The organism is Rhodococcus sp. DN22, assembly GCF_036669995.1.
Taxonomy (GTDB): Bacteria; Actinomycetota; Actinomycetes; order Mycobacteriales; family Mycobacteriaceae; genus Rhodococcus_F; species Rhodococcus_F erythropolis.
The window spans coordinates 676,808-701,879 of the sequence record NZ_CP133326.1 but is presented as its reverse complement, the minus strand read 5'-3'; the positions used below and the strand labels follow the sequence as shown (position 1 = coordinate 701,879).

Below are 25,072 nucleotides of genomic sequence, written 5' to 3'. Positions count from 1 at the left end.
GGTGAACTCCTAGAGCCAAGTCGCGAATCGACGGATGAACATTCCCTTGGCCACCTGCGTGACGACGCAGTAAGCCGCGAGAGTGAGGACCAACCACGGGAAGTAGTTCCACGGCAGTGAAACCAACCCGAGGGAATGGCCCCAGGACGTGAACGGGAACACCAGCGCGAAGACGCAGGCGGCGCCCGTGCTGAGCAGTACCGGAAGCGAAGCACGCGACTGGATGAACGGGACCTTCCGGGTGCGGATCATGTGAACGATCAGCGTCTGCGAGATCAACGACTCGATGAACCAACCCGATTGGAACAGCGCTGCATGCTCGGGAGAGTTGGCAGCGAACACGAACCACATCAGCGCGAAGGTCGAGATGTCGAAGATCGAACTGATCGGGCCGATGAACACCATGAACCGGCGAAGGCTCTTGGTCTCCCACTTGCGGGGCTTCGCGAGGAAGTCGTCGTCGACGCGGTCCCACGGGATCGTGAGCATCGAGAGATCGTAGATCAGGTTCTGCAACAACAGAACTACGGGAATCATGGGGATGAACGGCAGCAAGGCACTGGCGACGAGCACCGAGAAGACGTTCCCGAAGTTCGACGACGCAGTCATCTTGATGTACTTCTGGATGTTTCCGAAGGTACGACGCCCTTCGATGACTCCTTGTTCGAGTACGCCGAGGTCCTTCTCCAGCAAGATGATGTCCGCGGATTCGCGGGCGATGTCCGCCGCTGTGTCGACGGAGATGCCGACGTCCGCCGCCCGAAGTGCGGGTGCGTCGTTGACACCGTCACCAAGGAAACCAACCGTGTGGCCGACCCGGCGCAGCGATTCGACAATGCGTGCCTTCTGCATCGGATCCGTCTTCGCGAAGACGGTTGTCCGCTGCACCAACTCGTCGAGGGCGTCGTCGTTCAACGCTTCGATCTCGGCACCGGAGACCACGGTCCCGACATCGATACCGACTTTGCCGCAGACGGTTTCGGCGACCAGTTCGTTGTCACCCGTCACTACCTTGACCGCGACTCCGTGGCTCGCGAGGGCTTCGATCGCCCCGGCCGCAGATTCCTTCGGCGGGTCGAGGAAGGCCAGCAGTCCGACCAGGGTCATACCCTCTTCGTCGGCCGTCGAGTACTCGCGGCGCTGCTCTTCGACGACTGTCTTGGTTGCCACCGCAAGCACTCGCTTGCCCTGACCGTTCAGTTCCGCGACCAGACGGTCGACTCGGGCCAGCCATCCCGGCGTCAATTGGTGGGTCACCCCGTCCAGTTCCACCGATTCACAGACCGAAAGGAGCTCTTCCACTGCACCTTTGGTGACGATCAGATCGGCGTCGCCGTGGTCGACCACCACGGAGAGTCGACGGCGCTTGAAGTCGAAGGGAATCTCGTCTACCAACCCGTGCCGACGCGAGATCTCCTCGGCCACTTCGGGACCGGCGGCCTCGATCACCGCGTCGTCGAGAAGACTGCGCAATCCGGTCTGATTCACGGAATTGACTGCCGCGAGACGCAATACGTCCTCGGACTTACGTCCGGCAGTATCGAGATGCTCACCGAGAACGATGCGGTCCTCGGTGAGAGTTCCGGTCTTGTCCGTGCACAGAACGTCCATGGCGCCGAAGTTCTGAATCGCGTTGATCTGCTTGACGATCACCTTCTTGCGCGACATGTGGAGCGCACCCTTGGCCAGGTTCGCAGTCACGATGAGCGGCAACATTTCGGGGGTCAACCCCACCGCGGTGGCGACGCCGAAGAGTAGTGCTTGGCTCCAGTCCTTGGTCAGTCCGTTGATGATGAAAACCGCGGGAACCATGATCAGCATGAACTTGATCAGCAGGTAGCTGACACTGCGCACCCCGACGTCGAAGCTGGTTTCGGGTCGCTTGGACGCCAATTGTGCTGTCATGGCGCCGAAGTAAGTCCGCTTGCCGGTGTGCACCGCGACGGCGGTGCCGCTGCCCGACACGACGGAAGTACCCATGAACCCGATGTTCTCGGCCTCGAGCAGCCGATCGACGTCGATCCCCGTCGACGGTTCCGCCGACTTCTCGGCCGGCATCGACTCACCGCTGAGCATTGACTGATTGACCTGTAGATCCTTGGCCCGGATGATGCGGACATCGGCCGGGATCATGTCGCCTGCGGCAAGCTGGACTACATCACCTGGCAGTAGCTGCTCGATCGGAATCTCAGCCGTGACCACGGTGTTGTTGATCTTGCGGGTGGCCGCGACAGTTGTCGTGACCATGGCCTTGAGTGCCTCGGCAGCCCGAGTCGAACGGTATTCCTGCCAGAACCTCAGGGACACACTGACAAAGATCATCAGCCCGAGGGTGATGATGCCCTCGTAGGAGGGACCGTCTTCCGGGTCTGCCCACACCACGTCGGTCCCGACCATGATCAGGGCGAGGAACACCAGGATCAAGATGAACGGATTCTTGAAAGCTTGCGCGAACTGCACGATCGCCGGTGCCGGGCGATCGTGGCGGACATCGTTGCGCCCGTATCGCCGACGAAGATCGTCGATCTGATCGTCACGAAGGCCGTTGGCCGTCGTAGTCAGATCTGCGAGAACGGTGCGCGTGTCCAAGGCCGAGTAGTCGACCAATTCCTGTGCGCTTTCTTTTGCCAGGACCGTTGAAGGTGTTTGTTGTGCACTGTTTCTCGTGGGCCGTGGCCGCAATGCGAGAACGGAAAATGACATGACGAATCTCCTCGACTGCCACCGCGCACGGGACCATGCCAGTGCATGAGGGCAGCAGAATGCGCTGAACGACAACGGAAGTCGTCAGCGGACGCGGCAAAGCCGCGCAGATGAAACCGAGGGTGCGAAAGTCAGAGACTGACGAGCAAAATGCCGGGGTGAGCACCGTCGGTAAGAACAGAAGGATGGGTCGAATATCGACTCGGCGGGTCGTCCACGATGGTCACCTCCTGAAAGTTCGGGGCGTCCGATGACGCCACACAAAGTACGTGCGCACAGCACACGCCAGGAGAACCGAATATCGACGTACTCTCGCCTTCGCCGGAAGAAACCGGCATCAAGCTGCGAAAACACCTCCACGTCCGAGTTTTGGCACTGCACGACGTGTCCCGACCAAGACCGGGAAGCCACTTTGGATCACCCCTTAAGCCGGGGAGATCTGTCCTAACCTTGGGCGTCTCTCGACGTCGTGAGATCAGTGGCCTGTGTTCGTGCAGAAGCCTCACCTAACGAGGTACTGCACCCAGAGGGTAGTTCTCAAATCTGTTGCCTGTCAACCGAGCAACTCAGACGTCGGGCAATCCTGCCCGTGCGACGGCGCCGGCGAAGAGTGCCGTCACGGCGGCACCCATCACGCTCTGATCAACTTCTTCCGGATCCACCGAGTGCTCGAGAACGAGCCCGGATATCAAGGCCATCAACGAGATTGCAGTGGTCCGCACATCGAAGGAATCGTCCACTCCCCATTCGCGGGCACGTTCACCGATCAACTCCACGAGTTGACTGCGCAAGTGGCGACGCTCACGTAAGTACGCCTGAGCGATCTGCGGATCACGTCCGGCGAGCACTCCGAATTCGAGGACGAGCAGTGACCACCCCGGGTCGTCGACCATCCACGTTGCAATGGCCTCGCCACCTTTGCCCGCCGCGTCGGCCGGGTTCATCCCGGCGATCTCGGCAAGCACACGGCCGGCCAGTTCGAGAGACCGTTGCGCGAACAGTTCGGCGAACAGATCCTGTTTCGACTCGAAGTTGGAGTAGACAGCCCCCTTGGTGAAGCCCGCTCGGCGAGCAACTTCAGTGAGACGTGCAGCACTGAATCCGCGCTCCGCAAACTCTTCCGCCGCAGCGTCGAGCAGTCTTTGCCGCACCACGTCACGTCCGGGGCGGGTTACCGGCGTCCAGTCCGGTTGACGAGATTCAGTCACGATACCTAGAGTATTCAATACCTCGGGTATTGACAAGCTCTTTACTTTCGACAAGATCAGGACTCTTTCGTGACCACTACGCATCCGGCACACGCCGCACCAGACAACAGCTCCACCCACGACGAACACCACCACGACAATCTGCTGGTGAAATACGGCGCACCCAAGGTGATGGCCGCGCTGTTCGTCGGCGTGCTCCTGCTGCAGATGGGCTTCATCCTCAGCTACGTCGCCGCCTTCCATCAGCCGACTCCGCGAGACATCGAAATCGCGGTCATCGCCGATCAGGGCACACCGGACGGCATGGATCAGCAGATCGCCGACAAACTCAACGCCATCGACGGCAGCCCGCTCGACGCTCAGGTGGTCGACAGCACGGCGACCGCTCGCCGCATGATCAACGACCGCGAGATCCAGGGCGCGTTTGTCATCAACCCGGCCGGACCGGACACCCTGATCACCGCGAGCGCGGGAGGCAGCTCCATCGCGACGTCGCTCGAAGCGGTGTTCACGAAGGTCGAGGCGACGCAGGACCGACAGTTCGTCGTCCGCGACGAGATCCCCGTCGGAGCACACGACAACCGCGGACTCTCCGGCTTCTACCTCTCGGTCGGCTGGGTCGTCGGCGGCTATCTCCTTGCGGCAGCCATCGGACTGTTCATCGGTGCGCCGAAGACCCTCCGCCAGGCAAGCGCGCACACGGGCGTGATCGCGATCTACTCGATCATCTCGGGAGCCCTCGGCGCACTCATCACCTCACACGTCCTGGGAACTTTCGCGGGCCACTGGTTCCCACTCTGGATCCTGGGAACAGCCGTGGTGTTCGGCACCGCCATGTTCACACTCGGATTGCGCGCTGCCATCGGCGTTCTGGCAGTCCCGTTGGCTATCGCCGTCTTCGTGATTCTCGGCAATCCCAGTGCGGGAGGCGCATTCGGCTCCAACGTGATTCCCTCGTTCTATGCCGCCATCGGCCGATGGATCACACCTGGCGCCGGCACCGAAGGCGTGCGGAGCATCGTCTACTTCAACAACGTCGGCGTCGGCCAGCCTGCTCTGACGCTTTTCCTGTACGCGCTGATCGGTGCGGTCATGCTGTTCGGCTTCACGATCCGTCGTAACCGAAAGTCCACCGACACGACGCCGACTCCAGCTGTGGCGAACGCCGACTAGTCCTAGTCTGAACTCATGACGAGCCTCCTCCACCCCAACGCCTCGCACGTCGCCGAAACACTGATCTCACGGGGTCACCACGGCGTCATCGTCACGCAGCCCGAAGCCACGCACACCGCGGCCGAGGCAGCGGCGGCCGTCGGGGTGGAGGTAGGCGCGATCACCAAGTCGCTCGTGTTCCTTCTCGACGACGACCCGGTCCTACTGCTGGTCTCCGGCGCACATCAGGTCAATCTGAAAGCCACCGGCGAACGCCTCGAAGGCAAGCTCACGCGGGCGCCGCTGGAAATGGCGAAGTCGGCAACGGGCCAGCCGATCGGTGGGGTCGCTCCGCTCGGGCATCCCACCAACCTGCCCACCTACATCGATACCGCCCTCGAGCAGTACCCCGAATTGTGGGCTGCTGCCGGGCACCCGAACACGGTCTTTCGCACGACGTACTCCGAACTCCTTCGAATCACGGCCGGCCTCGCCGTCGACATGGACTGACGCACTTCAGCCAACCCGGTCCGAACCCACTCAGACGTGCGTCCACCTATAGTTGGACGCACCATGTGCACTGCAACCAGGACCCCGGCCGGTAACCACTGGCGTCGACGACACGTAGATCTGTGCCGCACCGACGCATGTCTGTGTATGCCGAGCGCAGTCACCTCGACCACACCGCACACCTCGAGTTCCAGCCGGAGAGTTCCCGTTGTCTGACAAGCCGAATGCCGTTTCCAGCCACACCACCCCCGACGTCCCCGAAGTAGCAGCGACGCCCGAGTTGTCCACCGGCATCTGCGCCGGCGACTACCGTGCAGCGCTTCGCCGCCACCCCGCAGGTGTCACCGTCGTGACCCTCGATTCGGGTACCGGCCCGGTGGGTTTCACCGCCACCTCGTTCTCGTCCGTCTCCCTCGAGCCGCCGCTCGTCTCGTTCAACATCGCGGAGACGTCGTCGAGCATCAATGCGCTCAAGGCCGCCGAGTCCTTGGTGATCCACCTTCTCGGCGAACATCAGCAGCATCTGGCCCAGCGCTTTGCGCGTAGTGCCGATCAGCGTTTTGCAGACGAGTCTCTGTGGGCAGTGCTCGACACCGGGGAGCCGGTTCTGCACGGCACCCCCAGCTGGATGCGCGTCAAGGTCGACCAGTTGATCCCTGTCGGCGACCACACGCTGGTCATCGGACTCGTCACGCGGGTTCACGCCGAAGAGGACGACGAATCCGCTGCCGCACCGCTGCTCTACCACGAGGGCAAGTACTACCGCCCCACTCCGTTAGGTCAATAGACAACTGTGCGCCTTTATTAACCGCCCGCGGTTAATAAAGGCGCACAGCAAGTTACAGCGCTACGTACTTGGTATCGAGATACTCGTCGATACCCTCGGTTCCGCCTTCACGGCCGAAGCCCGATTCCTTCACGCCACCGAACGGCGCCGCAGCATCGGAGATCGCGCCGCGATTGACGCCGACCATGCCGGTGTCCAGCTTGGCCGAGACGCGCATCGCCCGGTCGATGTCGCGGGTGTAGAAGTACGCCACGAGGCCGTACTCGGTGTTGTTCGCAGCCGCGATCGCTTCGTCTTCGGTGTCGAAACCGACCACTGCCGCAACGGGTCCGAAGATCTCTTCCTTCAGCAGGCGCGCATCGGCGGGCACCTGATCCAGAACGGTCGGGGTGAAGAAGAAGCCGGCTCCTTCGGGCGCCGATCCACCGGTGCGAACGCGAGCGCCCTTGGACACGGCGTCGTCGACGAGTCCGGTGACGGTTGCGAGTTGCTTGGTGTTGATCAGCGGGCCGATGTTGGTGCCCTCGGCGTCACCGGCGCCCACCTTCAAGGCCGCAACCTTGGCGGTGAACTTGTCGGTGAACTCCTCGCGCACCGAGTTGGCGACGTAGATGCGGTTGGCCGCGGTGCAGGCCTCGCCGCCGTTACGCATCTTCGCGAGCATTGCGCCGTCGACAGCTGCGTCGATGTCGGCGTCGTCGAAGACGATGAACGGCGCATTGCCACCGAGTTCCATCGACGTGCGGAGCAGCTTGTCAGCGGCATTGCGCACCAACAGCTTTCCGACGCCCGTGGAGCCGGTGAAGGTGACCTTGCGCAGACGCGCATCTTCCATCAGCGGTCCACTGATGGAGGCCGCGTCGGACGTCGGGAGGATCGAGAGCACACCGTCGGGCAGACCGGCGTCGGCGAACACCTGACCGAGGAGCTGCATGGTCAGCGGCGTGTCCTCGGCGGGCTTGACGATGATGGTGCAACCGGCAGCCAGCGCCGGTCCGATCTTGCGTGTGCCCATGGCGAGCGGGAAGTTCCACGGGGTGATCGCAAGGACCGGTCCGACGGCTTCCTTGGTAACCAGGATGCGACCGTTGCCGGCCGGAGCCTGCGTGAAACGTCCGCCGATGCGTACTGCTTCCTCGCTGAACCAGCGCAGGAATTCGCCGCCGTAGTTGACCTCACCGCGGCTCTCTGCCAACGACTTACCCATTTCCAGGGTCATCATCAGCGCGAAGTCCTCGGCGCGGGCGTGCAGCAATTCGAAGGCGGTGCGCAGGATCTCGCCGCGTACACGTGCCGGCGTGGCCGCCCAGTCTTCCTGCGCCGCAGCGGCGAGGTCGAGCGCACGGATACCGTCGGCAGCGGTGGCGTCGGCTACCTGGGCGAGTTCCTCACCCGTTGCCGGGTTGTAGACCGCAAAGGTCTTCTCGGCCGGGACGAGCTTGCCGCCGAGCCAGAGACCCTTGGGTACCGAGTCGAGAAGATCCGAGACGTTGGACATGTCAGTTCCCCTGTGCTGCAGTGCGAATAGCGGTCTCGAGGACGGTCAACGCGTCGTCGAGCAGCTCTTCGGAGATGACCAGCGGCGGGAGCAGACGGATGACGTTGCCGTAGGTACCGCAGGTGAGGATCACGACGCCGGCAGCGAGGCATTCGGCGGCGATCTTCTTGGTGATATCGGCGTCCGGCTCCTGCCCACCGGGCTTGACCAGCTCGATGGCGAGCATGGCGCCGCGACCGCGAACGTCACCGATGACGTCGAGTTCCTTTGCCAGTGCGTTCATTCGGCCGACGACGGTCGACTCGATGGTGCGTGCGCGGCCACAGAGGTCGAGCTCGCGCATCTGGTCGATGGACGCCAATGCAGCGGCGCAGGCGACGGGGTTACCGCCGTAGGTGCCACCGAGGCCGCCGGGGTGGACGGCGTCGATGAGCTCGGCGCGGCCCGTGACAGCGGCGAGCGGCATGCCGCCTGCGATGCCCTTGGCGAGAGTGACCAGGTCGGGGACGATGCCCTCGTGATCGCTGGCGAACCAGGCGCCGGTACGAGCGAAGCCTGCCTGAACCTCGTCGGCGATGAAGACGACGCCGTTCTCCTTGGCCCACGCGACGAGCGTCGGGAGGAATCCTTCTGCGGGAACTATGAATCCGCCCTCGCCCTGAATGGGCTCGATGAGGATGGCGGCCGTGTTGGCAGCACCGACCTGCTTCTCGATCATCGTGATGGCGCGCTGTGCGGCCTGCTCACCCGTGATCTTGGAGCCGTCGACGTTGAGGCCCTCGCGGTACGGGTAGGACATCGGGACGCGGTAGACCTCGGGGGCGAACGGACCGAAGCCGCTCTTGTACGGCATGGACTTCGATGTCAGTGCCATCGTGAGGTTGGTGCGGCCGTGGTACGCGTGGTCGAAGACGACGACTGCGTCGCGACCGGTTGCGTGACGGGCGATCTTGACGGCGTTCTCGACGGCTTCTGCGCCGGAGTTGAACAGCACGGAACGCTTCTCGTGGTCACCGGGGGTGAGCTCGGCGAGACGCTCGGCGACCTCGACGTAGCCCTCGTACGGAGCGACCATGAAACAGGTGTGGGTGAAGTGCGCGACCTGATCCTGAACTGCGGACACGACGGCCGGGTTGGAAGCACCGACGCTGGTCACCGCGATACCGGCACCGAGGTCGATCAGCGAGTTGCCGTCGACGTCGACGATGACTCCGCCGTCTGCGTCGGCGACGTAGACCGGGAGGGTGGATGCGACGCCGGCGCCGACGACCTTCTTACGGCGTTCGGCGAGCGCAGCCGAGCGCGGGCCCGGGAACTCCGTGACGATGCGACGCTCCTGCGGAAGCCGGTATTCGATTGCACTCATGTGACCACCCTCTCGGTTGTGTATTGCATTCGAGTATGCGACGCGCGAAGCATCGCAAGCACTGCCGAAATGGATACCCGAAGCTTCAGGGCTACTCCATATCGGCAACGACAGCTAGCCTTGATCAGGTGACGGTTCCGATCTCGTGGCTCTTGCGCCAGAAACACCTCTCGCTGGCTCTGCTCACCGACCGAGCAGCTGCCACCCACCCCGTCACGTTTGCGCAGGCCACAGAGCTGACGGACCCCACCCCGTGGCTTTCCGGCGGCGAATTGGTGCTCACCACCGGGCTGGCACTGGTGGGCGCGGACGCCACCGACTACAGCGAGTACATCGACCGTCTGGCCGCCGCAGAAGTATCGGCTCTGGGTTTCGGGACCGGCCTTTCCCACGAGAGTGTGCCCGCAGACCTGATTGCCGCCGCCCGCAGTCGCGGGCTCCCCCTGCTGGAAGTGCCGTTCACGACCCCGTTCGCGGCGGTCACGCGCGCGGTGATGACCCGTCTGAGCCAGCAGGAATACGAATCGGTACTCCGCGCGGCAGAAGTACAGACACGCATCACCCGCGTTGCGCTGCGCGGAGGCGTGTCTGCCATCGTGCGTGAACTGGCCACGGCCACAAAAACTTCGGTGGCGTTTGTCGGAGATCGGATCACCGCGGTGCATCCGGCAAACCAGAAGTCGTTGATCACCGAGGTTCGCGCGGTCGCGGCGACCACCCGCGATCCCAACGCTCCGGCGTCGATCTCGCAGAGCACACCCGAACGGACGCTGACACTGTCCCCCGTCGGCGTCACCGACAGCTGGCACGGCTACCTCGCAATGGCGGGCGCCGGGCCCCTGAGCAATATCGACAGAGTGTTGCTCGGGCATGCGGTCTCGCTGCTCACTCTCGAACTCGAGAAACCGGTTCGACTACGGGCCGAGCGAACTCGACTCAACGCCATGGCTTTCGGGCTCTTACTCGACGGCCGAATCCCCGAGGACGGTGTGCCGTCGTACTTGGACGAAGCGAGCGACACGCACGGCAATGTCCGTGTCGTCCACGTTCGCGGATCCGGACTCGGCCCTGTTCTTCGCGAACTCGACAACGCTCTCGCGCGAGCAGGCCGGCCGTTGTTCGCGCAATCCGAGGACGGTTCGCTGACCGTCCTCCTTCGCGGAACCGACACAATCGACACTGCCAAAACACTACTGGCGCAGCTCTCCCCCACCGAGGCGAAGACGGTGCGGGCCGGAATCAGCACCCCTCACCGTCTTCTGGACGCACCGCGCGCACTGGTCCAGGCCCGCGCCGCGGCCAATCTCACGACGGCCACTGCCCGCATTCTCGAGTTCGACGCTCTGAGTGGTTCGACGATTCTGGCATCCGAGCCTGCCCGTGAGGCACTGATCGCAATGGCTGCGGACACCATCCCGGTGCTGACGGAACACGACCAGGCACACGGGACCGCTCTGGTCGCGTCTTTGCGCGCCTATCTCGAGGCAAACGGCCAATGGGAATCGGCCGCAGCCGAACTCGGTGTTCATCGGCACACCCTCCGAGGTCGCATCGCTCGCATCGAGGAACTGCTGCAATGCGACCTCGGACAGGCCAGGGTCAGAGCCGAACTGCTGCTATCGCTACTCGCCTGGGAGGGTCGCTGAACGCTCCGCGGCGTGCACCGAAGCGAAACTGGACGCACCGCGAACGAGTAGTTCGAGTTCGGCGTCGACCGTGCAGAGACGGGCGGTGTCCAGCGCTCCACTGCGGCTCACGCTCGACATCAAAGCCGTGAACCGGCGCACCGCTTGCGGATTGGCGGCGGTCCACAACTCGACGACCTCCGGAATACCTTCTCCGAGCGCTCCGGACACGAGGTCCGCGAAACGCGCAGTCAACCTGGCGTGGACGGCAGCGCTGCCCATGACCTCCCAATGCGAGGCACCGACGGCAACGTCGACGCCCCCGAGAACGTCGCCCAGATCGAGGGTGTCGGAGAGTTCCCGGTAGATCGCAGCCGCGGCCTGAACCGTCGTATTCTCCTGCAACGCAATGTCAGCCAGGGCGAGCGCCCCGAAAGACGCCTCGATGCGGTCGCTGGCCGACAGCCCTTCGGTGAGAGCCCGCACCGGCGCTGCCCATCGATCGATGTCGGCTCGCGGGTTCACGGTGAACCGGCCGGCTGCTCCCGGACGACGCAACACCCAGCTCATCTCGGATTCCAACAACTGCTGCAAGCGATCGAGAGCCTGCAACTGCTCGGTGGCGCGAAGCTCCGAGTTCAAGATCTCGCGCCGAAGTTCCTCGGTGCCGAGCACTTCGCTGACCACTGCGTAGGCCAGAGCCGCTTCCGGACTGTGGACTCCGAGGTGTTCCTCCAGCCGGAACAGCACGCCGGGGCCGACGCGGTTGACCAGTTCGTCGACCACCGAGGTGATGATGATGTCGCGGCCCAACCGATGTGCGCGGACCGCGTCCGGTGCTGCCTCGACGACGGAGAGCGGGAAGTACTGAGGAAGGCGATCGGCGAAGATCTGATTGTCCGGGACGGTCGACGCCCCCAATTCCGCCGTCAGCACGTTCTTCGACTGCGCCACCAGCACAGCAAGTTCCGGACGGAGTAGGCCCTGCCCGGCTCGCGCCCTGACCGCCAGCGCCTTGGCGTCCGGCAATGATTCTTCGAGGCGCTTCATCGCTCCCGCCGAGACCAGGTTCTCGATCAACCGTTCGTGCTGATCGAGCAGGGCGGGAGCGCGGTGCTCGGCCAGGCTGATCGCGAGGGTCTGATCTTCACTGGCCTCGAGTACCGATGCGGCTACCTCGTCCTGGGCCGCCGCGAGTAGTTCATTGCGCGAGGTCGCGTCCAACTCTGCGAGTGCGATCTTGATGTTGACCTCACGGTCCGAGGTAGCCACGCCGGCCGCGTTGTCGATGAAGTCGGCGTTGATTCGTCCTCCGCCAGCGGCATATTCGATGCGGGCACGCTGGGTGAAACCCAGGTTGCCGCCCTCACCCACCACGGTTGCACGCAACTCGTCAGCGCTGACGCGAACTGCGTCGTTGGACGGATCGGCCGCGTCGACGTTGCTTTCGGTCGACGCCTTCACGTAGGTACCTACGCCTCCATTCCACAACAGGTCCACCGGAGCGCACAGGATCGCTCGGATCAGTTCCTGCGGAGTCAGCTTCTCCTCGGCGATACCGAGGACCTGACGCGCCTCGAGCGGAAGGCGGATCGACTTAGCGCTACGCGGCCAGACGCCACCACCAGGCGACATCACGGTGCGGTCGAAGTCGTCCCAGGACGAGCGCGGCACGGTGAAGAGGCGAGCGCGTTCGGCAAACGTCGTCTCGGTGTCGGGGTTCGGGTCGATGAAGATGTGGCGGTGATCGAATGCCGCGACCAGACGGATCTTGCGCGAGAGCAACATTCCGTTACCGAACACATCGCCGGACATGTCACCGATGCCCGCGACGGTGAACGGATCGGTGTCGACATCGAGGTCGCGCTCGGCGAAGTGGCGTCGAACCGCTACCCAGGCGCCGCGAGCGGTGATGCCCATCGCCTTGTGGTCGTAGCCGGCCGAACCGCCGGAAGCAAAAGCGTCGCCGAGCCAGAAACCACGTTCGACGGCGATGCCGTTCGCGACGTCGGAGAACCGTGCGGTCCCCTTGTCCGCCGCCACGACGAGGTAGGAGTCTTCACCGTCGTACTCGATTATTTCTGCCGGGTGCACCGCTGCGCCGTCGACGATGTTGTCCACCACGTCCAGCAAGCCGCGGATGAAGGTGCTGTACGACTCCTGCACCTGCGCCGGGGTCGGTGACGACGTGCCCCGAACCACGAACGCACCCTTGGCTCCCGAGGGGACGATCGGCGAATTCTTCACGCTCTGGGTCTTCATCAGACTCAGAGCCTCGGTGCGGAAGTCCTCGTATCGATCCGACCAACGCAGGCCACCACGGGCGACGGAGGAGCTACGCAAATGCACGCCTTCGACATTGGGTGCGCTGACGTAGATCTCGCGGAAAGGAACTGTCTTCTGCGGGGTGGAGAGCAACTGCGAGTCGATCTTGAACGACGCGTACGGCAGCGGCTCGCCGGCCTCACCGCGCAGGTACCAGTTGGTGCGCAGAGTCGCCTGCAAGAATGAACGCACACCGCGCAAGACGCGATCCTCGTCGAGAGTGTCTGCACCGTCGACTGATTCGTCGATGGCCGCCGCCGCGGTGGCCACGGCCGTCTCACGCGAACCTGCTACTGCGGGATCGAAACGCGCGGTGAAGAGTTCGATTGCCTGCCGTACGAAGAGCGGCTTCGCTGCCAACACTCCGACGATGTAGCTCTCGGACAACCCGATACGAGCCTGAGCGAGGAAACGGCACGCAGCGCGCAGCAACTCTGCGTCGCGCCACGTGATGTCTGCTCGTCCGATCAGACTGGAGAATGCGTCCATCCGGGTCTGTCCGGCGATGACGGCTTCGAAGGCGTCCGCCATCTTCTCGAGCGCACTGCCGTCGAAGGTGCTCGGCTCGAAGGTGAAGTAGTGTGCCGAACCCAGAACGGTCGGAAGCGGGCGGTGCGTCGAAACTCGGAGTCCGAGGGACTCGAAGTTCTCGCACAGATCGGAGAGGGAGGGTTCTCCGGACGGCCACAGCACCACACAGGTCAGATCGTCACTGTTCAGGGCACCGCTGTTCAAGTCGTCGCTGTTCAAGTCGTCGCCCTGACGGAAGACGAGTCGCTGGCCCGCTGCTGCCAATTCGGCGACCAGTTCGAGCGCCGGGTCACCGGATCGATCACCGCCCGCGGGTCTCGATTCTGCAGCTGCGGTCTTGGTCGCCGATGATGTGCTCGCCATTGAACACCCTCCTGGAAATTATTGGATCCGAACACTTTCCAGTGTTGCGTGGATCACCGGAAAGAGGTCGTGCCCGATAGGAGTACCAACCCCCATCGGGCACGACATTTCGGCAGTTGCGGTGAGCTCAGTCGCCCAACCTGATCGGAGCGAGCTCCTCGAACACGTCGCCGGGTCCGGGATTCTCGGTAGGCGCAGCGCCGCCGAGATGGTTGACGACGCCCCATACCGCGTTGATCGCGGTCTGGATCGCGCCCTCGGCCCAGCCGGCAGTCCACGACACGTCGTCTCCGGCGAGGAAGATTCCCCGATGACGCGGTTCGAGATCATTCTGCACGAAGTGAGAGAACAGGCGCTCCTGGTACCGGTAGTGCCCCGGAAGGTTCGCCTTGAATGCACCCATGAAGTCTCGCTCGGTTTCCCACGACAGCGTCACCGGGCTCGAGATGATGTGGCTGCGGAAGTCCACGCCTGGGTAGATCTCTTCGAGCGAACGCAGCATGATGTTCATGCGCTCGGTGGCGTCGAGCGCCAGCAGCTTCAGCGAATCGTCCGACCAGGTGTACGACAAGCAGATCAGGCCTGGCTTGCCCTCGCCCTGATCGAGCAGGTAGGTGCCGCGACTCATACGGTCGGTCAGTGTCATCGACACCGAATCACGGCCGGTCACGGGGTCCTTGTCCTTCCAGAACGGGCGGTCGACGAGAACGAACACCTTGGTCGAACCCATGTAGTGAGTTCGCTCGATCGCAGTCCAGTGGTCGATCGGGAACAGATCGTCGTCACACCTGATGTTGTTCAGCAGCATCCAACTCTGCACTGTTACAACGGCACTCGCATACGTGCGAATGAAACCTTCGGAGTCCGTCACCGTGATGTTGCCGGGCTCGGTACGCCGGAGTTCGGTGACGCGGGGACGCGTCTCGCCGTCGTTGAGCGAAGCGACCGTCGTACCGGCAGGCCAATGCGCCATGTGCGCCGGGGCGCGGTTCCACAACCGCATCGGCAGCTGCTGCGATCCACCCACGATGCCGCGGTGGTCGTCGTCGGCGGCCGTGATGACCACACGAAGGATTTCGAGGATCGAGTTGGGGTAGTCGGTATCCCAACCACCCGTACCGAATCCGACCTGCCCGAACACTTCCCGCATATGGAAGGACTTGAAGTGCTTCGACGCGGCGAGGAATCCGTAGAACGTCTGGTCGTCGTAGCGCACCACGAGGTCGTTCCAGATCCGCTTGATCTCTGCGGTGTCGCGGTCACGAATGGCCTGCTGCAACGGAATCAGATCGGCGTGCTCTTCGAGAGTGCGCTGCCAGGCCTGCGCCACCTCGGTGTAGATCGGAGGCAGATCCTCGAGAGTGTGCGCGTAGTGGCTCTCACCCTTGAGATCGATGACCGTGCTCGGCGTGACCTCGGCAAGGGGATTCGGGAACTCCTCGGTCTGCAGACCCAGTTCGTTCAAATAGTGGAACAACGTCGTCGACGACGGTGGGAAACGCATTGCGCCCATCTCGGCGACAACCCCGGGGTGCCCGTCGAACTCGACCGACCGCATCCGGCCACCGATCTGATCAGCTTCGTAGACAATCGGTTTGAGACCGACCTTGAGCAACTCGTAGGCCGCGATCATGCCGGAGAGTCCACCACCGATCACGGCAACTTCTGTACCCAGTGCCAGATCGGGCACCGAGCCGAGTCCCGCCGGACTGGAAACGTAGTCGTCGTACGGGAACGGAAAATCCGGCCCGAACATCGTGAGGGGCGGCTGCTTGCCGGGTTCCGAGGAACTGTCCGGAGCTACTGGGATGGTCATCTACGGTTCTCCTTGGAGACAGTCGTGACAGAAAGGTCTGGATACAGATCGAGGCGTCGATCGTCGAGATGCGTGTTGAGGGTGCGCGATTGCGAGACGGTGGCGGCGGCGATATCCGCGAAGAGTAATTCCTGGCCGCCCCCGGCCCGCGCCAACTCGGCACCGTCGGGTGCGATGGCGCACGAGAGACCGCAGTAGGTCAGCTCGGTTTCGGCGCCGCAGCGGTTGACGTAGGTGACAAACATCTGACTCTCGTATGCGCGGGCCGGAACCACTTGCTGCGCAATGTGTTCGTACGGAGTCATCAACCCCGTCGGCACGATGAGCCATTCGGTACCGGCGTCGGCATGGGCCCGAACCGCTTCGGGAAATTCCACGTCGTAGCAGATCAACAATCCGCAGCGAATGCCCTCGAAGTCGAACCCGACCACCAGGGTCTCACCTGGCCGGAAATGTTCGCGGTCGAGCGTGCCGAACAGGTGTGTCTTGCGGTAGTGCGCAAGCGAAGTGCCGTTGCGGCCCACCACCTGCACGCTGTTGTAGACGTCTCCCCCGTCGAGTTCGGGGTAGCCGTAGACGACGGCGATGCCTGCACTTCGAGCAATCTCGGCGACGGAATCGAAGATAGGGCCGTCGGCCGGTTCCGCGCGCAGCGACACCAGTTCGCCGATGTCGTAGCCGGTTGCGGACATCTCCGGCGTCAGCAGGATCTTCGCACCGGATGCCGCAGCCTCGCGGGCAGCGGTGTCGATTGCAGCGAGGTTGAACTCCACCGACGCAAAGGTGTCCGGGGTGGTGAGCGGACCTTGGAACAGGCCAACTCGAACTGAATCGACATGCATGGTGCGCTCCTTCAGGAGTTCCGTGACGCCAATTTTCGACGGTGTGTGTGACGGGGACAACTACCAGCGTGACGGGTGCCGCCAATCATGTCAACTCTTGTTTCCTAAGAATCAACATTCGCAGATTCGGGTCTCACGAAGGCGACGCGCGTGGCCCTTCCGGCAATGCCGGATTCAAGACCCACAGAACCTTCGCCAGAACCGAGCCTTCGGCCTGAAAACTATGGTTGTGCGTCGGCGTGAATGTGAAGGAATCGCCCGCCGCAAGCACGACGTCCTCGGCATCGACGGCCTCACCGTTCGGATCCGTCCGACCGCCCTCGAACGAGACCCGCAAGCCGCCCTCCAGCACGTGCACGAAGTTCACGTCGATCGGCAGACTGTAGAACTCCTGACCACTTCCGCCGCCTGGTTCCAGCTCGCCGAGCAGCACCTGAATTCGACGCTCGTTGGTAGGCGTGAGCAGGTACTCCGTCATCTTTTCGCCGCCGAAGCTGATTTGCGGCATGGCGTCGGCGCGGACTACCTCACCGGCGGACGCATTCTCGAACAGGGATCCGACGGGGATCTCGAGCACCGCGCACACCTTGATCAGGGTCGCCACCGACGCGTTGACGTGATCGCGCTCGAGTTTCGAGAGATACCCCTTCGTCACACCACAGGCCTCGGCCAGGTCGTCGAGGGTCAACCGCTTCGATTGACGTGCCGCCTTGAGCCTCGCCCCGATGCGCGGTCCGACCGGCTCGACCGCTTCCTTCGCCTTGGCCACTGAACCCACTCCTTCACGACCGCCGTGTCCCTTTCAGGAAACAGGGGTTGACAACCGAGCCTCTTGAAGAAACCATACTTGCTCAGAGAGCTACATCACTGAAGGGCGCCCGGTGTGCGCCGAATCGAGAGCAGGGACCTCTGCACATGGCTACCAACAACCCCGGATCGTTCATCGGACCCGTCGACGCCACGCGCGTCCCCCGCTACGCCGAGCCGACCACTTTTGCGCGTCTGCCGCGCCTCGATGAGGTCTCGCGCGCCGACGTGACAATCCTCGGCATCCCCTTCGATTCGGGTGTCAGCTACCGACCCGGCGCTCGGTTCGGTCCGGGGCACATCCGCGCTGCGTCGAAGCTGCTGCGTCCGTACAACCCCGCGCTGAAGGTCTCGCCCTTCGCCAACCAGCAGGTAGCCGATTTCGGCGACATCGGCGTCAACCCCTTCGACATTCAGGAAGCTCTCACGACGGTTCAGTCCGCCGTCACCGACCTGCGCGCCGACGGTTCCTCCGTGCTCACGCTCGGCGGCGACCACACCATCGCACTTCCGATCCTGCGCTCACTGGCCCGCGATCACGGCCCGATCGCCGTCCTGCACTTCGACGCTCACCTCGACACCTGGGACACCTACTTCGGTCAGCCTTTCACCCACGGCACCCCCTTCCGCCGCGCCAGCGAAGAAGGCCTGATCGACATGGAGCGTTCGCAGCACATCGGTATCCGTGGACCGCTCTACAGCGAGAAAGACCTCGAAGACGACCGCGTCCTCGGCTTCCAGGTGATCCGCAGTGACGACTACGAGGTCGACGGCGTCGCCAGCATCGTCGAGCGCATGCGTAAGCGCCTCGACGGTGGCCCGGTGTACGTCTCCGTCGACATCGACGTGCTCGATCCCGCACACGCTCCGGGTACCGGAACACCCGAAGCGGGCGGCATGACCTCTCGCGAATTGTTGAACACACTGCGCGGGTTGGTGGGACTCAACGTGGTCGGCGCCGACATCGTCGAGGTAGCGCCGGCGTACGACCACGCCGAGATCACCGGTATCGCAGCGGCTCACGTCGCTTACGAGTTACTGTCGGTGCTCGCACTCAATCGCTGAAGCAGCACAACGGTATCCGTGGTGTGATGCATCTCGGGGTTCGCGGGAAGATCACGTTCCCGCGACTCCGAGACCAACACCTTCCAACCATCGGTGAACAGCGACTCCACGTATTCGGGTGTATGCAGCATTGCCCGATGATGTTCGGTGGGCGACTCGTGGGGCGAGTGGCCCACGATCAGCAAATGCCCGCCCGGCGCGACCAGATCTCCGAGAGCACGGAACAATTCCCCGCGCGCGGGTTCGAGCATGTGGAAGAACTGCGCGGACACCAGATCGAACGATCGACCCTGCGGATCCCACTTCGTCAGGTCGGCTTCCAGCCATTCGATGTCGACGCCCTCGCCCTCGACGTGAGCCTGGGCGCGGCTGAGCGCAACCGACGATATGTCGGTGCCGGTGACCTTCCACCCGCGACGTGCCAACCACAAAGCGTCGGCGCCTTCGCCGCAACCGACGTCGAGTGCAGTGCCCGGTTCGAGGTCGGAGGCTTCGGCAATCAACTGTGGGTTGGGATTTCCGCTCCAGCGCGCGGGACGTTCCTCGTACAGCGAGTTCCAGAACTGTGCGTCCGCCTTGGCGTACGGATTCTCGGTGGTTTCAGAGTTTTCGTGGTGATTGTGGTGTTCGTGGCTCATGCACCCAGGATGAACGACCTTCCACAATTCACGCAACCATCTTTGCCGAAACAGCAACTTCTCCATTTTGACGCTCTGCTAACGTCACGCTTCGTGGCCGGTGGATTTCCCGTGTTTCGCCTGTACTCCAACTCGGAGAGCTCACACGTATTGTGTTGCGCGCATTTTCCCGAGTTCAGCGGTTCGAGCCCGGACGAAGAGTTCAGCACCCAGCGGAGTTTCGACCGCACCGTCGAGAAGATACTGCGCGAGGCATCCTTCGATCCGACGACCTTGACTTTGGTCGGCGAGCAGCAGGGTTATCCCGTCGGAGACCGACTGTTCGATGCGACAGTTCCGCGCACCGGGACTGTCTCGTACGCGTTTCAAGAAGCCGGACCGCCGTGGATTGTTCTCGGCCTTGATGTTTCGGTGGACGAATTCTGGTCCGGAATCGATGACGACGAAGACCTCCACGGTCTCGGCCCCACCTCCCCGTTGAGGTCAGTTCCAGCAGCCGTGCTCACGGAGACCGAGTGGCCACGACGAAGTGACCTCGACTCCCCGTGAACTGAACCAAACCTTCAACCTTCGTGAAATCGAACAAAAATCCGCCCAATTTTCGTGAAGATCGACCGAGATGCCCGTCACGTCCTACGCCAAGATTTAGCGGTCACACTCGACTGCGCCCTCACGATTCGTCCCGGGGCCCCGGCTCCTTCACGGAGGCACAATGAAACACCGCTCCTATTCGACGCTTGCCGCGACCGCGGGGCTCGCGCTCGTGTTGTCGGCTTGCAGCTCGGGAGGCACGTCCTCGGGCTCTGGCGGCGGTGAGCCTCTGACAGACGGAACCTTCCGGTACGCGTTGCAAGCCGATCCGGGTGCACTCAACCCGATCATGTCCGGCTCTGCGGCAACCGCGGAAATCTCGAAGCTGGCGTACGACTCCCTCGTCTACCAGGATCCTGAAACCAGTGAATTCAAACCATGGTTGGCCGAGAAGTGGGAAGAAACGCCGACCTCCGCGTCCTTCACCATTCGTGAAGGCGTGACCTGTACCGACGGGTCGACGCTGACCGCACAGACCGTCGCAAACAACATCAACTTCGTAGCCGATCCGGCCAAGGGTTCACAACAACGCGGCACCACAGTACCCATCGGCGCTTCGGCCACTGCCGATCTCGCCACCCGCACCATTACGGTAACCACTCCGGCGCCGACCCCGTTCCTCCTCCTCACCATCAGTCGCCTCCCGATCATGTGCGATGCCGGACTCGAAGATCCGACCGCCTCGAACAACAAGTCGCTGGGCTCCGGCATGTTCGAAGTCACCGAAGTCTCGGCCAATGACCACTACACGTTCGAGCGTCGTGACGGTTACAGCTGGGGGCCCGACGACACCACCTCCGACACACCGGGTGTCCCCAAGACAGTCATTGCTGTCATGGCACCCAATGTCAGCACCGCAGCAAACCAGCTTCTCTCAGGCGAACTGAGCGCATCTCCGATCGCCGGTCCGGACAAGGATCGCATCGATGCCGCCAATTTCGACTCGGTCCAGCGCCCACTTCCCGCCGGTCAGATGTACTTCAATCAGATTGCGGACAATCCGACCAGTGATCCCGCCGTTCGAAAAGCTCTCGTCCAGGCTGTCAATCTCGACGATCTCGCTGAAGTCATCACTGGCGGCCAGGGCACCCGTGCAACAAGTCTTGTCTCCGTCGAGCCCCGAGCCTGTGTGTACGACTCTGTCGCAGGCAACATTCCGGACTTCGACCTCAGCGCAGCAAAGGCAACACTGGACGCTGCAGGTTGGACCGCCGGCTCCGACGGCAAACGAAGCAAGGACGGAAAGCCGCTGACCCTCCGCCTCTTCTACGCTGCCGGCGAAGATGCGCGCAGCGCGGCAGCCGAGCTCACCCAGTCGGCATGGTCCGACCTCGGTGCGACCGTCGAGGTGACAGGAGCCGACCAGACCAAGGTTGTCGACGTCATGCTCAGTGGCAAGGACAACAACCAGTGGGACATCGCGTGGATCCAGATCAACAATTCGGTTCCCAGCGGGTTCGTCCCGTTCTTCTCCGGTCCTGCTCCGGCAGCAGGTAAGAACTTCTCTTCGATCAACAATCCCGCCTACGAAGCAGCCGTTGCCAAGGCATCCGGCTTGACCGGCGAAGCAGCGTGCGCGGAGTGGGCGGACGCCGAGTCACAGATCACCAAAACGGTGTCCGCAGTCCCGTTTGCAGATACGGTCTTGAGCTTCTACTTCAACAAGGCCTGACTCGCATTCGGTAAGACCTTCATCGGTTCTGCGTTGCGCCTCTACCAGTAGGCCGGTCGACCGAACGCGGTGCGTCAACGAGATACGTCAGATCATTGTGATCTGACGTATCTTGTTGCCACACCGATCGTCTCGTTGTCGAGTTCGACGTAGGTCAGCTGAGGAATGCTGGACGCAAGTTCAGTGAAAGCCCACTTCGCGACATTCTCGAATGACGGACGGAAATCGAAAATCTCCGGCCAGGCACCGCTCGCCAATTGCTCGGCACATCGATCGACGGACTCGTCCAGAGCGTCCGTGTCGACAAACCATCCACGTTCTCCGAGTTGGTCGTCCTCGAACGAGAACGCCACTCGCATCGTCACGCGAAAACCCTCGGCAGGCATCAGCGGCGGCAAGTTTTTCGCGTCCCGCACCGGTGCCGGAAGCCCCTGCCTCACAGCGAATGTACGACGGATCTCGATACTGAACATGCGCACCAAGGTATCAACATTCATCACAATTCTATGAGCGGACCAATCGCGCAATCGCCTCGTTCGCTTCTTTGATCTTCGCGTCCGCCTCGGGCCCACCGGCAACAGCGGCTTTGACGACGCAGTGGCCGATGTGGTCCTCGAGCAGTCCCATGGCCACCGCCTGGAGGCCCTTGGTCATCGCCGACACCTGCGTCAGGATGTCGATACAGTACTTGTCCTCGTCGACCATGCGCTGCAGGCCGCGAGCTTGACCTTCAATGCGACGCAGACGCGCCAGGTAGTCGCCCTTGGCGGTGATGTAGCCGTGCGAATCTCCCGTGCAGCACACATCGCCGGTCGCATCACTGCCTTGGGCACTGTTTGGAGCACTGCTTGGCGCACTGCCCACTTCTGTCGCTTCCGACATTCGATGTCCTCCTGTTCGCCAACGCGTGACTTCGCAACAATTCTCGTTACCGGGGCGATGTGCGGAGACTCTTCGACTTCCGTTGTCTTGCAGAGCAATCACTGCGCACATCGCCACGCATTTCGCTACTGCGCGAACAGATGGATGCATGGCGATTGCCCATGCCCGTTTTCCCGTTGCTGCGAAACGCATTCGGTTTCAGTGCCCGTGGTGCGAGTGGCTCGAGTGTTCGACCCCAGGCGTGGTCGCATTGTCGGCCGTCAGCGTGAATTCCGCCGTACGTACCACTTCGCCATGTTTGAAGTCCAGGAACAACCGGTAGTCCTCAGCGCTCGGCATGTTGGCGTAGAAGGTGATTGCCGGTCCAGCCGGCGTGACACCGTCACCGGGATGACCGTCCGGATGCACATGGAGATATGCGAGGTCGGAGGCACGCAACGCGACCAGATGCCCGTACGCGGCAAGGTAGGGCTGCAAGTCCGTGACCGGGATTCCGTCAAGACTAACCGAGAGCGTGAGCTTCGATGTCTGGCCGGCATGGGCCGCGCCTTCGAGGGAGACGGTATAGCCGTCGACCGTCGTGGCGGCAGTAGCGGCGGGCAACGGCCGAGGATCATAGGACCCGGCGACGCGTACATCCGCACTCAGCGTCATTCCGTCACCCCCGTCCGGGGTGAAGTCAGCGAAGACTCGGTAGTCTCCCGCGTGATCGAAATCGACTGACACACGCCAGTTTCCGTTCTCGTCCAATTCGGGATGCACGTGTTGAAATCCGGTCAGGTCCAGACCGACCACGATCAGATGCAACTGCTTGTCGTGGGTGTCGGTGTACCTGGTCAACGGAGTTCCAACCGAATCCAGGATCCGGAACTGCAAGGGGACATGGCTGCCGACGGCCGCCTCCGACGTTGCCAATTCCAGTGTGTAGCCGTTGCCGCTGAACATCTTGCCCTCCAAAGTTTGGGTCGGCAGCACTTCCGTTGCCGTCTGCGTCGGGTTCGACACTCCTTGAATTCGAACCTGTTGCAATTTGTACCATACCCCCCTAGGGTATGCAACGAACTACTCGAACACCCTGAATTCACTCGAAGGAGATCCGATGCGCATCTACGCAGAGCGCCGGCCGAATGAGTTCCAAGAACAGCATTTCCCCGCGCACCTCGACGAAGCGCTGCGCCGATGTCGCCCAGGCTCGCTTTCGACACCCCCTGACCACACGAGCATCACCTATACCCCGTACAGGTAAGGAACTCAGAATGTCCACACAACCGAAATCCACCCGTAAGTGGTGGGCGTTGGCGTTGATCGCCGCCGCTCAGTTCATGGTCATCATGGACACCTCGATCATCGGTGTCGCTCTCCCCCAGATGCAGAGCGATCTCGGCTTTTCCCAGGAAGGCCTGACCTGGGTCTTCAATGCGTACGTCATCGCATTCGGCGGGCTACTCCTCCTCGGCGGCCGCCTGTCCGACCTGTTCGGCGCCCGCAGAGTGTTCTCCGCTGGTTGGCTGATCCTGCTGATCGGTTCCGTTGTCGCCGGTGCCGCCGGTAACGTTGCCGTCGAACTTGCGGGCCGCGCCGTTCAGGGTGCCGGTGCCGCACTCATCGCACCATCGGCGCTCACCTTGCTGATGATGCTGTTCGGCAGCACGCAGAAAGAGATGACCAAGGCGCTGTCCATCTACGGCGCTGCCGCCCCGGCAGGCGGTACGGCCGGAGTGTTCCTCGGCGGCGTCATCACCGAATACACCAGCTGGCCTTGGGTGTTTTACCTCAACATTCCCATCGCCGTCATCGCACTGATCGCTACTCCCCTCCTGATGCCGAACGCACCGGCACGTACCGGGTCGATCGACTTCCTCGGCGCACTCGCTGTCACCGCAGGTCTTGCTGTCGGAGTCTTCGGCATCGTCAGAGCACCTGATGTCGGATGGGGATCCGGGCAGACGTGGCTGGCGCTCGCCGTTTCGGCCGCTCTGTTGGGTGCATTCGTGTTGATCCAGTCCAAGCGTCGGGAACCTCTGGTGCGTCTGGGAATCTTCAAGGCGCCCAACCTCGGTGCCGCGAACATCGCTCAGCTCGTCCTCGGCGCTGCCTGGATACCGATGTGGTTCTTCCTGAACCTGTACCTGCAGCAAGTGCTCGGATACAGCGCCTTCCCGGCCGGTGCGGCGCTGCTGCCGATGACGATCTTCGTCATGCTCGGCATGGTCGTCGTGGCACCACGGGCCATGGCACGCTTCGGTGCAAAAGCGATGATCGTGACCGGATTGCTGGTACTGGGAATCGGTTTGGGTTGGATGTCGTTGATCCGGCCCACCGGCAACTTCTGGGTCGACGTACTGCCGGCGTCGCTCGTGGCTGCGGCAGGTATGACGCTGGCGTTCATTCCCTCACTCGGTACGGCGATTTCGGCTGCACGCCCGGAAGAGGGCGGATTGGCCTCCGGCATCGTCAACGTCAGCTACCAGGTCGGCTCGGCTGTCGGCCTCGCGGTGATGACCGCGATCGCAGCAGTGTTCGGCGCTGATCAACTCGGTGACCTGACGGAGTTGACGAACGGTTTCTCCGCCGTGTTCCTCGGAGCAGCCGCCATCGCAGTGGTTGGCGCAGCAATCACCGCGGTCGTGATGCGGTCGACCAAGGTCGACGATCCTCGAACCGTTCAATCCACCGTCAATTCTTGACCAA

Annotated in this window: 20 protein-coding genes and 1 riboswitch; of the genes, 8 read left to right on the top strand and 12 right to left on the bottom strand. The window is 62.7% G+C overall.

Annotation, left to right across the window (positions count from 1 at the left end):
• Positions 1–9: 9 nt before the first annotated feature.
• Together mgtA and RA302_RS03170 are read right to left on the bottom strand one after the other, a co-directional pair.
• Positions 10–2,703, bottom strand: a complete 2,694-nt coding sequence (gene mgtA, locus RA302_RS03175) for a magnesium-translocating P-type ATPase (RefSeq protein WP_238054119.1) — start codon at positions 2,701–2,703, stop codon at positions 10–12.
• A 347-nt stretch (positions 2,704–3,050) separates the two neighbouring features.
• Positions 3,051–3,224, bottom strand: a riboswitch (M-box (ykoK) riboswitch).
• Between the two features lie 45 nt (positions 3,225–3,269).
• Positions 3,270–3,854, bottom strand: coding sequence for a TetR/AcrR family transcriptional regulator (locus RA302_RS03170; RefSeq protein WP_166502892.1), 585 nt, complete (start codon positions 3,852–3,854; stop codon positions 3,270–3,272).
• Between the two features lie 126 nt (positions 3,855–3,980).
• Here RA302_RS03170 and RA302_RS03165 point away from each other — a divergent pair, with 126 nt between their 5' ends.
• From RA302_RS03165 to dszD, 3 genes are all read left to right on the top strand, one after another.
• Positions 3,981–5,084 (top strand): membrane protein, encoded by a 1,104-nt coding sequence (locus tag RA302_RS03165; RefSeq protein ID WP_003941129.1) that lies wholly within the window; start codon positions 3,981–3,983, stop codon positions 5,082–5,084.
• A 15-nt stretch (positions 5,085–5,099) separates the two neighbouring features.
• A complete protein-coding gene (locus RA302_RS03160; protein WP_019746727.1) occupies positions 5,100–5,573 on the top strand; it encodes a YbaK/EbsC family protein in 474 nt (157 codons plus the stop codon).
• Between the two features lie 208 nt (positions 5,574–5,781).
• On the top strand, positions 5,782–6,360 hold the full coding sequence (gene dszD / locus RA302_RS03155) for an NADH:FMN oxidoreductase DszD (protein ID WP_003941189.1): 579 nt from the start codon (positions 5,782–5,784) through the stop codon (positions 6,358–6,360).
• 52 nt (positions 6,361–6,412) lie between these two features.
• Here dszD and RA302_RS03150 read toward each other — a convergent pair whose 3' ends face one another.
• Complete coding sequence (locus RA302_RS03150; RefSeq protein WP_020968315.1) at positions 6,413–7,858, bottom strand: NAD-dependent succinate-semialdehyde dehydrogenase; 1,446 nt, start codon at positions 7,856–7,858, stop codon at positions 6,413–6,415.
• Position 7,859: 1 nt separating this feature from the next.
• Entirely contained in the window at positions 7,860–9,224 is a 1,365-nt protein-coding gene (gene gabT, locus RA302_RS03145) for a 4-aminobutyrate--2-oxoglutarate transaminase (protein WP_007727077.1), read from the bottom strand.
• A 128-nt stretch (positions 9,225–9,352) separates the two neighbouring features.
• Between gabT and RA302_RS03140 the strand changes: the two genes are divergently transcribed.
• A complete protein-coding gene (locus RA302_RS03140; RefSeq protein WP_019746725.1) occupies positions 9,353–10,870 on the top strand; it encodes a PucR family transcriptional regulator in 1,518 nt (505 codons plus the stop codon).
• Here the strand turns inward: RA302_RS03140 and RA302_RS03135 are convergent.
• The 4 genes from RA302_RS03135 to RA302_RS03120 all read right to left on the bottom strand — a co-directional run bounded on the left by RA302_RS03135 (position 10,847) and on the right by RA302_RS03120 (position 17,495).
• Positions 10,847–14,068: an NAD-glutamate dehydrogenase domain-containing protein gene (locus tag RA302_RS03135; protein WP_166501746.1), complete on the bottom strand. Its 3,222-nt coding sequence runs from the start codon at positions 14,066–14,068 to the stop codon at positions 10,847–10,849. The two genes, RA302_RS03140 and RA302_RS03135, sit on opposite strands and share 24 nt — an antisense overlap.
• A 127-nt stretch (positions 14,069–14,195) precedes the next feature.
• Entirely contained in the window at positions 14,196–15,884 is a 1,689-nt protein-coding gene (locus RA302_RS03130) for an NAD(P)/FAD-dependent oxidoreductase (protein WP_020968312.1), read from the bottom strand.
• Complete coding sequence (locus RA302_RS03125; protein WP_084326135.1) at positions 15,881–16,726, bottom strand: carbon-nitrogen hydrolase family protein; 846 nt, start codon at positions 16,724–16,726, stop codon at positions 15,881–15,883. Before RA302_RS03125 ends, RA302_RS03130 begins: the two co-directional genes overlap by 4 nt.
• A 133-nt stretch (positions 16,727–16,859) precedes the next feature.
• Complete coding sequence (locus RA302_RS03120; protein WP_020968310.1) at positions 16,860–17,495, bottom strand: helix-turn-helix domain-containing protein; 636 nt, start codon at positions 17,493–17,495, stop codon at positions 16,860–16,862.
• A gap of 146 nt (positions 17,496–17,641) precedes the next feature.
• On the opposite strand from RA302_RS03120, the gene speB reads away from it, so the two are divergent.
• Positions 17,642–18,598: an agmatinase gene (gene speB, locus RA302_RS03115; protein ID WP_003941134.1), complete on the top strand. Its 957-nt coding sequence runs from the start codon at positions 17,642–17,644 to the stop codon at positions 18,596–18,598.
• Here speB and RA302_RS03110 read toward each other — a convergent pair.
• Positions 18,562–19,236: a class I SAM-dependent methyltransferase gene (locus tag RA302_RS03110; protein WP_020968309.1), complete on the bottom strand. Its 675-nt coding sequence runs from the start codon at positions 19,234–19,236 to the stop codon at positions 18,562–18,564. The genes speB and RA302_RS03110 overlap by 37 nt on opposite strands.
• Positions 19,237–19,347: 111 nt before the next feature.
• Between RA302_RS03110 and RA302_RS03105 the strand changes: the two genes are divergently transcribed.
• Both RA302_RS03105 and RA302_RS03100 read left to right on the top strand, forming a co-directional pair.
• Positions 19,348–19,785: a hypothetical protein gene (locus tag RA302_RS03105; protein WP_095971004.1), complete on the top strand. Its 438-nt coding sequence runs from the start codon at positions 19,348–19,350 to the stop codon at positions 19,783–19,785.
• 163 nt (positions 19,786–19,948) lie between these two features.
• Positions 19,949–21,499: an ABC transporter substrate-binding protein gene (locus RA302_RS03100; protein WP_338479344.1), complete on the top strand. Its 1,551-nt coding sequence runs from the start codon at positions 19,949–19,951 to the stop codon at positions 21,497–21,499.
• A 92-nt stretch (positions 21,500–21,591) separates the two neighbouring features.
• On the opposite strand, the gene RA302_RS03095 is transcribed toward RA302_RS03100, so the two are convergent.
• The 3 genes from RA302_RS03095 to RA302_RS03085 all read right to left on the bottom strand — a co-directional run bounded on the left by RA302_RS03095 (position 21,592) and on the right by RA302_RS03085 (position 23,386).
• Positions 21,592–21,996, bottom strand: coding sequence for a 6-carboxytetrahydropterin synthase (locus RA302_RS03095; RefSeq protein ID WP_037129304.1), 405 nt, complete (start codon positions 21,994–21,996; stop codon positions 21,592–21,594).
• A gap of 7 nt (positions 21,997–22,003) precedes the next feature.
• Entirely contained in the window at positions 22,004–22,381 is a 378-nt protein-coding gene (locus RA302_RS03090) for a metal-sensitive transcriptional regulator (protein ID WP_003941137.1), read from the bottom strand.
• A 198-nt stretch (positions 22,382–22,579) separates the two neighbouring features.
• On the bottom strand, positions 22,580–23,386 hold the full coding sequence (locus RA302_RS03085; protein WP_166501744.1) for a DUF748 domain-containing protein: 807 nt from the start codon (positions 23,384–23,386) through the stop codon (positions 22,580–22,582).
• A gap of 251 nt (positions 23,387–23,637) precedes the next feature.
• Between RA302_RS03085 and RA302_RS03080 the strand changes: the two genes are divergently transcribed.
• Complete coding sequence (locus RA302_RS03080; protein ID WP_020968303.1) at positions 23,638–25,068, top strand: MFS transporter; 1,431 nt, start codon at positions 23,638–23,640, stop codon at positions 25,066–25,068.
• The last annotated feature ends 4 nt before the right edge of the window (positions 25,069–25,072 follow it).

Excerpts from the sequence above, each read along its gene's own strand:
- mgtA (WP_238054119.1), bottom strand. The coding sequence starts at position 2,703 with ATGTCATTTTCCGTTCTCGCATTGCGGCCACGGCCCACGAGAAACAGT.
- RA302_RS03160 (WP_019746727.1), top strand. The coding sequence starts at position 5,100 with ATGACGAGCCTCCTCCACCCCAACGCCTCGCACGTCGCCGAAACACTG.
- RA302_RS03150 (WP_020968315.1), bottom strand. The coding sequence starts at position 7,858 with ATGTCCAACGTCTCGGATCTTCTCGACTCGGTACCCAAGGGTCTCTGG.
- gabT (WP_007727077.1), bottom strand. The coding sequence starts at position 9,224 with ATGAGTGCAATCGAATACCGGCTTCCGCAGGAGCGTCGCATCGTCACG.
- RA302_RS03135 (WP_166501746.1), bottom strand. The coding sequence starts at position 14,068 with ATGGCGAGCACATCATCGGCGACCAAGACCGCAGCTGCAGAATCGAGA.
- RA302_RS03130 (WP_020968312.1), bottom strand. The coding sequence starts at position 15,884 with ATGACCATCCCAGTAGCTCCGGACAGTTCCTCGGAACCCGGCAAGCAG.
- RA302_RS03125 (WP_084326135.1), bottom strand. The coding sequence starts at position 16,726 with ATGCATGTCGATTCAGTTCGAGTTGGCCTGTTCCAAGGTCCGCTCACC.
- speB (WP_003941134.1), top strand. The coding sequence starts at position 17,642 with ATGGCTACCAACAACCCCGGATCGTTCATCGGACCCGTCGACGCCACG.
- RA302_RS03110 (WP_020968309.1), bottom strand. The coding sequence starts at position 19,236 with ATGAGCCACGAACACCACAATCACCACGAAAACTCTGAAACCACCGAG.
- RA302_RS03100 (WP_338479344.1), top strand. The coding sequence starts at position 19,949 with ATGAAACACCGCTCCTATTCGACGCTTGCCGCGACCGCGGGGCTCGCG.
- RA302_RS03095 (WP_037129304.1), bottom strand. The coding sequence starts at position 21,996 with ATGAATGTTGATACCTTGGTGCGCATGTTCAGTATCGAGATCCGTCGT.
- RA302_RS03090 (WP_003941137.1), bottom strand. The coding sequence starts at position 22,381 with ATGTCGGAAGCGACAGAAGTGGGCAGTGCGCCAAGCAGTGCTCCAAAC.
- RA302_RS03080 (WP_020968303.1), top strand. The coding sequence starts at position 23,638 with ATGTCCACACAACCGAAATCCACCCGTAAGTGGTGGGCGTTGGCGTTG.